General features: G+C 72.0%; 14 protein-coding genes. 6 read left to right on the forward strand and 8 right to left on the reverse strand.

Annotated elements, in window-relative coordinates; all coding sequences use genetic code 11:
* The first annotated feature begins 1 nt into the window (after position 1).
* From ACIBG4_RS24085 to era, 3 genes are read left to right on the forward strand one after another with little or no spacing between them, the layout of a single operon-like run.
* Complete coding sequence (locus tag ACIBG4_RS24085) at positions 2-322, forward strand: cytidine deaminase (RefSeq protein ID WP_310710380.1); 321 nt, start codon at positions 2-4, stop codon at positions 320-322.
* A 1-nt stretch (position 323) separates the two neighbouring features.
* Positions 324-800: an NUDIX domain-containing protein gene (locus ACIBG4_RS24090; protein ID WP_310710379.1), complete on the forward strand. Its 477-nt coding sequence runs from the start codon at positions 324-326 to the stop codon at positions 798-800.
* A gap of 18 nt (positions 801-818) precedes the next feature.
* Positions 819-1,727, forward strand: a complete 909-nt coding sequence (era, locus tag ACIBG4_RS24095) for a GTPase Era (protein ID WP_397203685.1) — start codon at positions 819-821, stop codon at positions 1,725-1,727.
* A 73-nt stretch (positions 1,728-1,800) separates the two neighbouring features.
* Here era and ACIBG4_RS24100 read toward each other — a convergent pair whose 3' ends face one another.
* Both ACIBG4_RS24100 and ACIBG4_RS24105 read right to left on the reverse strand, forming a co-directional pair.
* Positions 1,801-2,271, reverse strand: coding sequence for a hypothetical protein (locus ACIBG4_RS24100; RefSeq protein ID WP_397203686.1), 471 nt, complete (start codon positions 2,269-2,271; stop codon positions 1,801-1,803).
* 9 nt (positions 2,272-2,280) lie between these two features.
* Positions 2,281-3,027: a Mut7-C RNAse domain-containing protein gene (locus ACIBG4_RS24105; RefSeq protein WP_397203687.1), complete on the reverse strand. Its 747-nt coding sequence runs from the start codon at positions 3,025-3,027 to the stop codon at positions 2,281-2,283.
* 41 nt (positions 3,028-3,068) lie between these two features.
* Here ACIBG4_RS24105 and ACIBG4_RS24110 point away from each other — a divergent pair, with 41 nt between their 5' ends.
* On the forward strand, positions 3,069-3,968 hold the full coding sequence (locus ACIBG4_RS24110) for a TAXI family TRAP transporter solute-binding subunit (RefSeq protein ID WP_310710542.1): 900 nt from the start codon (positions 3,069-3,071) through the stop codon (positions 3,966-3,968).
* 6 nt (positions 3,969-3,974) lie between these two features.
* Here ACIBG4_RS24110 and ACIBG4_RS24115 read toward each other — a convergent pair whose 3' ends face one another.
* From ACIBG4_RS24115 to ACIBG4_RS24130, 4 genes are all read right to left on the reverse strand, one after another.
* Positions 3,975-5,312 (reverse strand): sensor histidine kinase, encoded by a 1,338-nt coding sequence (locus ACIBG4_RS24115; RefSeq protein ID WP_397203688.1) that lies wholly within the window; start codon positions 5,310-5,312, stop codon positions 3,975-3,977.
* The gene (locus tag ACIBG4_RS24120; RefSeq protein ID WP_397203689.1) at positions 5,309-5,974 is read right to left on the reverse strand and encodes a response regulator transcription factor; all 666 of its coding nucleotides are present in this window, start codon (positions 5,972-5,974) and stop codon (positions 5,309-5,311) included. Before ACIBG4_RS24120 ends, ACIBG4_RS24115 begins: the two co-directional genes overlap by 4 nt.
* A 9-nt stretch (positions 5,975-5,983) precedes the next feature.
* Positions 5,984-7,309, reverse strand: coding sequence for an MFS transporter (locus ACIBG4_RS24125; protein WP_310710373.1), 1,326 nt, complete (start codon positions 7,307-7,309; stop codon positions 5,984-5,986).
* Between the two features lie 155 nt (positions 7,310-7,464).
* Positions 7,465-7,710: a DUF2630 family protein gene (locus ACIBG4_RS24130; protein WP_397203690.1), complete on the reverse strand. Its 246-nt coding sequence runs from the start codon at positions 7,708-7,710 to the stop codon at positions 7,465-7,467.
* Between the two features lie 38 nt (positions 7,711-7,748).
* Here ACIBG4_RS24130 and ddaH point away from each other — a divergent pair, with 38 nt between their 5' ends.
* Together ddaH and leuA are read left to right on the forward strand one after the other, a co-directional pair.
* Positions 7,749-8,492 (forward strand): dimethylargininase, encoded by a 744-nt coding sequence (gene ddaH / locus ACIBG4_RS24135; RefSeq protein WP_310710371.1) that lies wholly within the window; start codon positions 7,749-7,751, stop codon positions 8,490-8,492.
* A 202-nt stretch (positions 8,493-8,694) separates the two neighbouring features.
* The gene (gene leuA / locus ACIBG4_RS24140) at positions 8,695-10,401 is read left to right on the forward strand and encodes a 2-isopropylmalate synthase (RefSeq protein ID WP_397203691.1); all 1,707 of its coding nucleotides are present in this window, start codon (positions 8,695-8,697) and stop codon (positions 10,399-10,401) included.
* A gap of 177 nt (positions 10,402-10,578) precedes the next feature.
* Here leuA and ACIBG4_RS24145 read toward each other — a convergent pair whose 3' ends face one another.
* Both ACIBG4_RS24145 and ACIBG4_RS24150 read right to left on the reverse strand, forming a co-directional pair.
* Positions 10,579-11,562 (reverse strand): DUF664 domain-containing protein, encoded by a 984-nt coding sequence (locus tag ACIBG4_RS24145; RefSeq protein ID WP_397203692.1) that lies wholly within the window; start codon positions 11,560-11,562, stop codon positions 10,579-10,581.
* A gap of 166 nt (positions 11,563-11,728) precedes the next feature.
* The gene (locus ACIBG4_RS24150) at positions 11,729-12,292 is read right to left on the reverse strand and encodes a hypothetical protein (protein ID WP_397203693.1); all 564 of its coding nucleotides are present in this window, start codon (positions 12,290-12,292) and stop codon (positions 11,729-11,731) included.
* Positions 12,293-12,302 lie beyond the last annotated feature (10 nt).

The raw sequence follows: 12,302 nt of genomic DNA on the forward strand, positions 1-12,302 counted from the left end.
TGTGACTCTCGATCCCGAAGACAACAAGATCATCACCCTGGCCCGTGCCGCCCGCGCGCGCAACGGCTCCGCCGAGGGCGCGGCCGTGCGCGACGAGACCGGCCGCACGTACTCCGCGACCGACGTCGCGCTCTCCTCCCTGCGGCTGTCGGCCGTGCAGGTGGCCGTCGCGATGGCCGTCTCCAGCGGCGCTCGGTCGCTGGAGGCCGCGGCGCTGGTCACCGCCGGCGACGGGCCGGGCGCCGCCGACGAGGAGGTGGTCCGCGAGCTGGGCGTCAAGGCGCTGCTCGTGGCCGGTCCTGACGGCTCGCTGAGGAGCTGACATGCCGATGTCGCCGTACCTGGCCGGGCTGCGGGAGAAGGTCGGGACGGACCTGCTGCTGCTGCCGTCGGTGTGCGGGTGCGTGTTCGACGCGTCCGGGCGGCTGCTGGTGGCCCGCCACGGCGACGTCGGGGTGTGGGCCGCGCCGGGCGGCGGTGTCGACCCGGACGAGCGGCCCGAGGACGCCGTGGTCAGGGAGCTTCGGGAGGAGCTCGGCGTCGAGATCGAGGTGCGCGGCGTGATCGGCGTGTACGGCGGCCCCGAGTTCCGCACCGTCTACCCGAACGGGCACCGCTGCGCGTACGTGATCGCCGTCTACGGCTGCACGCTCGCGTCGGGCACTCCGGTGCCCGACGGGGACGAGATCACCGACGCCCGGTGGGTGAGCGAGGACGAGCTCGCGGGGCTGTCCATGACGCCGTGGTCGCCGCGGGTGCTGCCCGAGGTGTTCGCCTGGTGGCGCCAGCAGACCCGCTGATGGGACACAATGCACTATGTGACCTCGCCAGACAACCATCGCGCCGGATTCGCCTGCTTCGTGGGAAGGCCCAACGTCGGCAAGTCCACGTTGATGAACGCCCTGGTCGGCACCAAGGTGGCGATCACCTCGTCCAAGCCGCAGACCACCCGCCGGGTCATCCGCGGCATCGTGCACCGGCCCGAGGCGCAGATCGTCATCGTGGACACGCCCGGCCTGCACCGGCCGCGCACCCTGCTCGGCGAGCGGCTGGACAGCCTGGTGCTGTCGACGCTGACCGAGGTGGACGTCATCGGGTTCTGTCTGCCGGCCAACGAGCCGGTCGGCAAGGGCGACCGGTTCATCGCCGACAAGCTCGCCGCCGTCAAGCGCACCCCGGTCGTCGCCGTGGTCACCAAGTGCGACCTGGCGACCAAGGAGCAGATCGCCCAGCAACTGCTGGCGGTGTCGCAGATCGCGGAGTTCGCCGCGATCGTGCCCGTGTCGGCCGAGCGGGGCGACCAGCTCGACGTGCTGGGCGACGTGCTGATCCAGCACCTGCCCGAGTCGCCGCCGTTGTACGAGGGCGGGCAGCTCACCGACGAGCCGGAGCAGGTGCTGGTGGGCGAGCTGATCAGGGAGGCGGCGCTGGAGGGCGTCCGTGACGAGCTGCCGCACTCGATCGCGGTGGTGGTCGACGAGATGCTGCCGCGCGAGGGGCGCGACGACCTGCTCGACATCTACGCGCACATGTTCGTCGAACGGCCGTCGCAGAAGGCCATCGTCATCGGGCACAAGGGCGAGCGGTTGCGCGACGTGGGCACGCGGGCCCGCAAGCAGATCGAGGCCCTGCTGGGCACCCGCGTCTACCTCGACCTGCGCATCAGCGTCGCCAAGGACTGGCAGCGCGACCCCAAGCAGCTGCGCCGCCTCGGCTTCTTCGACTGACCGCCTCCGCCGGCCGGCCGCTCCCGCCGAGTGATCGCTTCCGCCGACCGACCGCTTCCGTCGGCTGGCCGCTTCAGCGGCGGCGGAACACCGTCAGCACGGCGAACAGGATCAGCGCCAGTGAGCTGGCCAGCGCCGCGAACCACCCGTACCTGATGACCGGGCTCACCGACAGCAGCCCGCCCAGGTCGAGCGAGACCCGGTCCGTGACGCCGCCCGGGTCGGCCACGAACATCACCAGCAGCACGGTCGCGAACGCCCCCGGCAGCGCGGCCAGCGCGGCCACCCACGGGCGGCGGCCCAGCAGCCCCGCCACCCCGAGCGCCAGCGCCGCCAGCCCGGCCAGCAGCGTGTAGACGCCCACGGCGGCGTCGATGCCGCGAACGTCGCTGGTGAGACCGCCGCCGATGACGTCGCTCCTGGCCTCGATGCCCGCCCACGGCAGGACGGCGCAGAGGACGAGCAGCGCCGCGGCGACGCTGACGGCCAGCGCGTAACCGCGCCTCCCGCGCCCGGCGGGGCCTTGCTGAAGGTGGTCGGCCACACGGTCACCTTAGGACGGCCGCGCCGCCCCGGCCAGAGCACGCGCGCGGGACTCCTCCGCCGTGCGGACGATCTCCTCCAGGTGATCGCTGTGCGCGCCGTGCCAGTACACCTGGCCGCACACCCGGCACTGCCCGTACGCGTCGTAGCTGCGCCGTGTCCCAGCCTCCAGCCGGGCGGCGACCGCGCCCTTGTCGGCGGCCGTGAGCTCGCCGTTGCAGGCGGTGCAGCGCGTCCACGGCCGCAGCGGCGGGGCGAAGCGCTCCATCAGGTCGCGGAGCTGATCCTGCGGCCGGGAGCCGTGCACGTACGCGCCGAGCCACAGGGCACGGCGGCGCAGCAGGCCGCGGTCCTGGGTGAGCAGGACCCGCCGCTCCTCGTTGGCCTGCACCACCAGCGCGGGGTCGTCCATGTCGTTGTGGTAGGCGGCGTCGATGCCGAGCAGCCGCAGCCGCCGTGCCAGCGTGCCGAGGTGGACGTCCAGCAGGAAGCGCGGCTCGCGGGGGAGCTGCTGGGGCCGGGGCACCGGGCCGACCTCGACGACGTCCCCGGCCGCGAGCTGGCGGGAGGGCCCGACCCCGTACCCGCCGATGGTCATGGGGCCGACCTCGGTCAGGGGGATGCCGGCCGATTCGACGTGGTGCCCGAGGGTGGAGGTGCCGTCGGGCGTCACCCGTTGCCACTCCTGGCGGCGGCTCACGGGCAGGAACATCCTCAGCTCCGGGGCGATCCAGAGAAGTGCGTCCCGTTGGGTCATATCTCTCATTCTGCGTGATTCGGTAGCGTGAGCTCGTGCCCATGTCCCGCCGCGTCTTCCTCGCGCTCACCGCGCTGGCGGCCACCGGCTGCTCGCCGGCCGAGGACGCGGAGCACGCGATCCGGCTGGCCACCGGGCTGGCGGGCGGGCCGTACGAGGTGCTCGGCGACAGGTTCGCCGCCGAGCTGCGGCGCGACGGCGTCGCGGTCCAGGTGATCAAGACCGCGGCCAGCGTACAGAACCTGATGATGCTCACCGACGGCCGCGCCGACGTCGGCTTCTCGCTCGCCGACAGCGCCGACGACGCGGTACGGGTACGCCACCAGCCCGTCGCGGCGCTGGCCAGGATGTACATGAACTACGTCCACCTGGTCGTCCGCCGCGACTCCTCGATCCTCGAACCGAAGGACCTGGCCGGGCGGGTCGTGTCCATCGGCGCCGAGGGGTCCGGCACCGCGGTGACCGCCGCGCGGGTGCTGTCGGCCGCGGGCCTGCCGAGCGGCGGCGCGCTGCGGCTCGGCCTGGACGCCTCCATCCTGGCGTTGCGCGAGCGGGACGTCGACGCGTTCTTCTGGTCGGGCGGCGTGCCCACCCCGGCGCTCGCCGCGACGGAGGGCATCAGGCTCGTCCCGCTGGAGTCGCTGGTCCCGGTGCTGCGCCGCACGTACGGGCCGGTCTACGAGCCGGCGGACGTCCCGGCCGGCGTGTACGCGGGGACGGTGCCGGTGCCCACCGTCGGCACCCCGAGCTACCTGATGTGCCGGCGCGACCTCGGCGAGGACGCCGCCTTCACCGTCACGGAGACCCTCTTCCGCGCCCGCGACCGGCTCCAGGCCCCGTCGGCCCCCGGCGGCCGGCTCGACAAGAGGTACGCCATCGGGACCGGCATCGTCCCCCTCCACCCGGGCGCCGCCCGCTACTACCGCTCCGTGTACGGCTGAGGCGGCCTACGCCTTCGCGTACGGCCCGGGCAGGCGGATCTCGACCACCAGCCCGTGCGGGTCGGCGGGCAGCAGCGACAGCGTCGCCCCGCACATCTTGGCCAGCTCGGCGGCGATGGCCAGCCCGAGCCCGCTGCCCGGCACGTTGGCGTGGCCCCCCGACCGCCAGAAGCGGCCCAGCGCGTCGGCCCGCTCCTCCTCGGACAGCCCCGGCCCGTCGTCGGCCACCCGCAGCACCCCGTCCCGCAGCGTGACCGTCACCGTGCCGCCCGCCGGCACGAACTTCTGGGCGTTGTCCAGCGCGATGTCCGCGATCCGGGCCACCGCCTCCGGCACGACCGACATCTCCGGCACGTCCATGTCCAAGGTGAGGCCCTGCGCCGCGTACACCTCGCGCCACACCCCGAGCCGGGCCGGCAGCTCGGCCTCCCTGTCGTCGGGGACCGCCCCCGCCTCCACCCGGGCCAGCGCCAGCAGGTCCTCGACCAGCACGGCCAGCCGGTCGAGCTCGGCCATGGCCTCCTCGAACTCGGCCGATCCGTCGTCGGTCAGATGCGGCTCCAGGTTCTCCAGCCGCAGGCCGAGCACGGTGAGCGGGGTGCGCAGCTCGTGGGAGGCGTCGGCGACGAACGCCCGCTGCCGCTCCATCGCCCCCGACAGCGCGTCGGCCATGGCGTTGAACCGCTCCTCCAGCCGCCGCAGCTCCGTCGGGCCACCGCCCGGGTGGGCGCGGGCGTCGAGGTGGCCCTCGGCGATGGCCCGCGTCGTACGGTCCAGCTCGGTGACCGGCCGCAGGACCCAGCGGGCCAGCCGGCGCGCCGCCAGCACCCCGTAGCCGAGCGCGATCAGCGACCCGAGCGCCAGCGCGCCCCACACCAGCCCGACGTCCTGCCGGGCCTGGTCGGTGCGGGCCTGGAGCAGCACCGCGCCCGAGAGCTGGGCGTCGCGGCCCGCCGGCTCGGCCAGCAGCACGGTGGCCGGGCCGAACGGGCCGACCGTCGGCAGATCCTCGGTGGTGCGGCCGGACAGCGCGAGGCGGGTGGGCTCGGTGTCGTCGGCCTCGAACCGGCCGTCCGTGACGAGGACGCGGCCGGCCCGGTCGCGCACCCGCACCGCCGCGCCGTACAGCTCGGCGTAGCGCACCACCTCGGAGGTCAGGCCCGTGTGGTCGCCGTCGCGGGCGGCCTGGTCGGCCAGCTCCGCGAAGCGGGTGGCGTCGGCGCGCCGGTCCAGCAGCAGGCGGTTGGTGCGGTGGGAGGCGTAGGAGAGGGCCAGGGGCACGGCCAGCGCCGTGATGAGGAAGGCGATCAGCGTGGTGAACGTGATCACCAGGCGGGAGTTCACGCCGGGGAGCCCAGGCGGTAGCCGGTGCCGCGCAGCGTCTCCACCAGGCCGGGCCGGCCCGTCTTCGAGCGCAGTCCCGCGACGTGGACGTCGAGCGAGCGCGACGCCGACAGCAGCGGGTCGCCCCACACCTCGTCGAGGATCTCCTCGCGGCTGCGCACCACGCCCGGCTCGCGGGCCAGCAACGCCAGCACGTCGAACTCACGCCGCGTCAGCGTCACCACCGCCCCCGCCACGGTGACCTGCCGGGCGACGAGGTCGATGCGGACGTCGCCGACGCTGACCACCTGGCCCCGGTCCGGCATCGGCCGCGTCCCGCGCCGCACCACGGCCTCCATCCTGGCCATCAGCTCCACCGTGCGGAACGGCTTGACCAGGTAGTCGTCGGCCCCCGAGCGCAGACCGCGCAGCACTTCACGCTCCTCGGTCCGCGCGGTCACCACGATCACCGGCACCGCCGACACGCGGCGCAGGCGGCGCAGCACGTCGAGGCCGTCCATGTCGGGCAGGCCGAGGTCCAGCAGGACGAAGTCGACGCCCCCCGCAAGGCGGAGGGCGTCGACGGCCAGCCCCGCCCGCGCGACCTGGTGGCCGTGGCGGGCGAGGGCCGTGGTGAGCGCTGAGGCGAGCCGATCGTCGTCCTCGACCAGGAGAACTCGCATGTCGCCAGACTAGAGGCGAACGGGGAGCGATTCCGCTTCGCCCGGCTTCTGCTCGGCCCGGCTCAGGGCCGCGTCGCGGGTTTCCCGCATGGTCAGGTAGACGGCCAGGGACACCGCGGCGCAACCGGAGACGTACCAGTAGAAGCCGGACTCGATGCCCGCGTCCTTGAACCACAGCGCCACGTACTCGGCGGTGCCGCCGAACAGGGCGTTGGCGATCGCGTACGGCAGGGCCACGCCGAGCGCCCGGATGTTCGTCGGGAACAGCTCCGCCTTGACCACCGCGTTGATGGAGGTGTAGCCGGTGATGATGATCAGACCGATCAGCGACAGGACGAACCCGCCCAGGAAGCCGTCCACGCTGCCCAGCGCGGTCATCAGCGGCACGGTGCCGAGCAGCGAGCCGATGCCGAACGTGATCAGCAGCGGCCGGCGGCCGATCCGGTCCGACAGCGACCCGGCGAGCGGCTGCAGGAGCATGAAGACGAACAGCGCGCAGAAGCTGATCAGGGTGGCGGTCTGCTTGGGCAGGCCCGCGGTGTTGGCCAGGTACTTCGTCAGGTAGGTCGTGTAGGTGTAGTACGCGACCGTGCCGCCCATGGTGAGGGCGATGACGAGCAGGGCCTCCTTCTTGTGCGCCATCAGCGCCTTGATGGTGCCGCGCTGCTGGTCGCCGCCCGCGACCTCGCGCTCCTCCTCGTCGTACGCCTCGGTCTCCAGGAGGCTGCGCCGCAGGTAGAACACCACCGCCGCGCCGAGCGCGCCGACGACGAACGGGATGCGCCAGCCGTACGACTTCAGCACCTCCTCCGACATGGTGTTCTGCAGGATGATCTGCAGGCCCAGGCCGACGAGCTGACCGGCCGTCATCGAGACGTACTGGAAGCTGGAGGCCAGGCCGCGGCGGCCGGGAGGGGTGGCCTCGGTGAGGTAGGTGGCGCTGGCGGCGTACTCGCCGCCGACCGACAGACCCTGCAGGAGGCGGGCCACCAGCAGGACGACGGCGCCGAAGTAGCCGACGGCCTCGTACGTCGGTGCGATGGCGATCAGCAGCGCGCTGGCCGACATCAGCGTGACCGTGAGCGTGAGCGCGGCCTTGCGGCCCTTCCGGTCGGCGTAGCGACCGAGCAGCCAGCCGCCGACCGGCCGCATGAAGAAGCCCACGGCGAAGATGCCGGCCGTGTTCAGCAGCTTGGCGGTCGTGTCGCCTTCGGGGAAGAAGGAGGCGGCGAAGTAGATCGCGAAGCTGCTGTAGACGAACCAGTCGTACCACTCGACCAGATTGCCTACGGAGCCGCCGACGACCGCCTTCCACGGCACTTTGGGTGTGCTCACTGACGTACCTCCTGGGGGAGAAGTTCCAGGCCAGAGCCTCTCCGCAGAAGGTTGTTCGGAACAAGGGGAGGGGGCTGATATCTAACGCGCGCTTAACATCGAGGCAACGCGCGGGTGGCACGCTGCCCCCTCACACCTGCTCCTGCGGGCGGTCCCTACTGGCGGTAGTTCTCGACCTCGGAGGCGGGGCGGGCGGCGGCGGAGTCCGGGTCCTCGCCGATGCCGCGGCGGGCACGGCGCTGCCTGAGCAGGTCCCAGCACTGGTCGAGGGCGACCTCCAGCTCCTTGACGCGTTCGTTCTCCTCTTCGGAGGTGACCTCGCCCGCCGACAATCTGCCGCGCAGCTCGTGCTCCTCGGTCACGAGGTCGTTGATCCGGCTCAGAATCTCGTTGTCACGCATGCCCGAGACTCTACTGATTACGTGATAGAAAGCGCCCTATGTCTGGTATCGCGCTGGTAAGAAAGCCCGGGCCGCGGATCGCCGACGGCCTCGTCACCCACATCGAGCGCGAACCCGTCGACCCCGAGCGCGCCCTCGTCCAGCACGAGGCGTACGTGGCCGCCCTGGCCGCGGCCGGCTGGCGCCCCGTCCACGTCGAGCCGGCCGACGACCTGCCCGACGCGCCGTTCGTCGAGGACGCCGTCGTGGTCTCGGGACGGCTCGCCGTACTGACGCGACCCGGCGCCTCGGAGCGACGGCCCGAGGTGCCGTCGGTGGAGAAGGCGGTGCGGGCGCTCGGCCTCAGCGCCGTGCGCGTCACCCGTCCCGGCACGCTGGACGGCGGCGACGTCCTCCAGGTGGGCGCCACCGTGTACGTCGGCAGGTCGGCCCGGACCAACGACGAGGGCATCGCCCAGCTGACCGCGCTGCTGCCCGAGCGCCGGATCGAGCCCGTGGGCCTCGACGGCGTGCTGCACCTCAAGTCGGCCGTCACCGCGCTGCCCGACGGCACCCTGATCGGCGACCCCGCCCGCGTCGACCTGCCCGGCCTGCTCGAACCCGAGGAGGAGTCCGGCGCGCACGTGGTGCTGCTCGGCGGCGACCGCGTCCTCATGGCCGCCTCCGCCCCCCGCACCGCCGCCAGGCTGGCCGGGCGCGGGCTCGACGTGACGACCGTGGACATTTCCGAGTTCGAGAAGCTGGAGGGCTGCGTCACCTGCCTGTCCGTCCTCGTCCCCTGACCGTTTCCGCTGGCGGTTCGTCTGATATCTCAGCATCCGAGACCCTGGACGGCGCACGGCGAGACGTCTGGTAGCGTGCAGGACATGCTGCGCGGACTCCTTCTTAGCCGCCGCGGCGGGGGCCTCTGAGGCCGGCTCCCTCGCCGCGGGGCGAGTCATGCGCGTCGGCCGTTCGCATCGACCGACGAGGAGACCCGACATCATGACAGCTCAGCAGCCCAGCCCCATGCCGTTCCATCGCTACCAGCCCTTCCAGCCGGTACGCCTGACCGACCGCACGTGGCCCGACCAGGTGATCACCAAGGCGCCCCGCTGGTGCGCGGTCGACCTGCGCGACGGCAACCAGGCGCTCATCGACCCGATGGACTCCCACCGCAAGCTGCAGATGTTCGACCTGCTGGTACGCCTGGGCTTCAAGGAGATCGAGGTCGGCTTCCCGGCCGCCAGCCAGACCGACTTCGACTTCGTCCGGCAGATCATCGACGAGGGCCGCGTCCCCGACGACGTCGTCATCCAGGTGCTGACCCAGGCCCGGCCCGAGCTCATCGAGCGCACCTTCGAGGCGATCGAGGGCGCGAAGCAGGCCATCGTCCACCTCTACAACTCCACCTCCACCCTGCAACGCCGGGTCGTCTTCGGGCAGGACAGGGACGGCATCACGGCCATCGCCGTCGAGGGCGCCAAGCTGGTCAAGAAGCTCGCCGACGCCACCGACGTGGACGTGTACTTCCAGTACTCTCCCGAGTCCTTCACCGGCACCGAGCTGGAGTACGCGGTCGAGGTGTGCGACGCCGTCAACGACGTGTGGCAGCCCACCCCCGACCGCAAGGTCATCGTCAACCTGCCCGCCACCGTCGAGATGGCCACCCCCAACATCTACGCCGACCAGATCGAGTGGATGCACCGCAACCTCAGGCACCGCGACTCGATCGTGCTGTCGCTGCACCCGCACAACGACCGGGGCAGCGCCGTGGCCGCCGCCGAGCTGGGCTACATGGCGGGCGCCGACCGCATCGAGGGCTGCCTGTTCGGCAACGGCGAGCGCACCGGCAACGTCTGCCTGGTCACGCTGGGCATGAACCTGTTCTCCCAGGGCGTCGACCCCGAGCTCGACTTCAGTGACATCGACGAGATCCGCCGCGTCACCGAGTACTGCAACCAGCTGCCCGTGCACCCGCGCCACCCGTGGGGCGGCGAGCTGGTCTACACCGCCTTCTCCGGCTCCCACCAGGACGCCATCAAGAAGGGCTTCGAGCACCTGGAGAAGGACGCCCAGGAGGCGGGCGTGCCCGTCGAGGAGTTCACCTGGGCCGTGCCGTACCTCCCGATCGACCCCAAGGACATCGGCCGCACCTACGAGGCCGTCATCCGGGTCAACAGCCAGTCCGGCAAGGGCGGCGTCGCCTACATCATGAAGGCCGACCACCAGCTCGACCTGCCGCGGCGGCTGCAGATCGAGTTCTCCAAGGTCGTGCAGGCGCGCACCGACAGCGAGGGCGGCGAGATCAGCCCGGCCGCCATGTACGAGATCTTCCAGGACGAGTACCTCCCCACCCCCGCCCACCGCTGGGGCCGGCTCGGCCTCATGGCCCACCGCCACGAGTCGGTGGCCGACGACGTGGACCGCATCAGCGCCGACGTACGGGTGGACGGGGAGATCCGCGAGGTCGCGGGCACCGGCAACGGCCCCATCTCGGCCTTCATCGACGCGATCGCCAAGGTCGGCGTCCAGGTGCGGGTCCTCGACTACGTGGAGCACGCGCTGAGCGCCGGCTCCGACGCCAAGGCCGCCTCATACGTGGAGTGCGACGTCGACGGCCAGGTGCTGTGGGGCGTCGGCATCGACGCCAGCACCACGACGGCCTCCCTCAAGGCGGTCATCTCCGCGGTCAACCGCGCCACCCGCTGACCGCCGCTCCCCAGGCCCCGGATCCCGCACGACCTGCGGTGATCCGGTAACCGGCACACGCCCACAAGGCAGCGTACCGACCCCACTCGACCGCGTTCCCCGACCAGGGGGAGACGCGGTCGAGTCGTGTCCGGCCCTGTGTCGTCCGGCCCTGTGTCGTCCGGTGCGGTGCCGTCCTCACACGCCGATCGTGCCGTCGATCCGCTCCCGGAGCAGGTCGGCATGGCCGTTGTGCCGGGCGTACTCCTCGATCAGGTGGATGAGCACCCAGCGCAGCGACACCCTCCCGCGCCACGCGTCATCGCCCTCGACGTCGAGATCGGGCGCGTCGGCGACGAACCCGTCGGCGAACGCCACCTCGGCGCGCCACGCCTCCCATGCCGCCGCGACGACCGCCGGATCGGCCACCGCCCCGTCGAAGTCCCCATCAGGGTCCGCCGGCGACGAGAACAGCGGCTGCGCGTCCTGGCCCCCCAGCACGTGCCGGAACCAGCGGCGCTCCACGTCGGTGAGGTGCCGGACCAGCCCCAGCAGCGAGAGCGTGGAAGGCTGCACCGACCGGCGGGACAGCTCCGCGTCCAGGCCCGAGCATTTCATCTCCAGCGTCGCGCGCTGAGCCCGCAGGACGTCCATGAGCATCCACCGCTCGTCACCGGTGGCGGGAGTGCTGAACCGCCGGTCATCGGCCGTCGGGAACAGCCCGCCCCTTCTCCGCCTGCCGCCCGCAGCCTCATGCCGCTCAGGGGCCGGCCCGTGGAGGGGCAGCCGTTTGGTCAGTGCCGTGACACGGTTGCGCGGACCGAACACCGCGACGGCGACATGGTCGATCTTGTCGCCTGGTGTCACGGCCAGCGCTGCGAGATAGTCGTCGTAGTCGCGCGCCCGCCGGGCCACCTCATTGAAGCCCACGGTGACCAGGCCCTCGCCGGCGCTCGCCTTCGCGTACAGCTCACGCAACTGCTCCGGTGTGGCACTCAGCACGGGCACCGGATGAGGATTCAGCCCGGCGTGCAGGCCGCCCGAGGCATCCTTGGCATCGGCCGCCGGCGCGACGGGCAACCGCCCGCCCATGCTCAACCCGAGCACAGCCGCGGCGTTCACCGCCGAGGCGGCAGGCAGATCGGCACGGACGACCAGAACCAGCTTCGTGGGCAGGGCCATGAGGACGCACTCCAACGCTCGTCAATACGGACATCGGAGAAGGTAGCCACAGCGGCGTCGGGACGGTGGCGCAGGCGAACGATCGGCCGGAACGGAGGGCGATTCCGGGCCCTGGCTGAACGCCGGCGCACGATCGGCGAGGGCCTTCGATCAGATGATCGGTGCCTTAGCGGCCGGGAGTGCAGTGGTAGAGGACGCCGTAGCGTTTCTGGGCGATGCGCATGAGGTCGGTCAGGTCCTTGATGGCATCTCGGCCCTTGGCGACGCGGGCGAGGTAGATGTCGATGATCCGGTCTATGCCGCCGCAGGGGAACTTCGCGCTCACCCGGTACGGCTGGGCCTCGAACGGAAAGGCTGGCACATAGGCCGCGAGGCCGTCGCCGAGATCGGCAGGTAGTTTGAGCCCGTCATACCTGCCGTACACCTGACGCCTATCCTCCATGGTGAAGTCCAGGCCCTCCTGGGTCGTCCCGTTGCCTACCCGGAGCCAGCCCACCTCCAGAGGTCGGGGAGCTGTGTCGGGAGCCCAGCATTCGCCGCTCCCTTCGCTGCCGTCCGTTCTCTCCGCCAGAGGACCCGTCACCCCGCTGACCATGCGGAATGCCTGCTCAGGGATGAGCTTGCAGACGTAGGGCGCGGCATCCACGACCGGCTGAGCAGGGGGCGCCGGCGTGGTGGCGAGGTCGCTCTCGGGGGTACAGGCTGTGGCGAGCACGACGAGAGCAGCCACGGCGACGGGC

The organism is Nonomuraea sp. NPDC050383 (assembly GCF_044459125.1).
In the GTDB taxonomy this organism is placed as follows: domain Bacteria; phylum Actinomycetota; class Actinomycetes; order Streptosporangiales; family Streptosporangiaceae; genus Nonomuraea.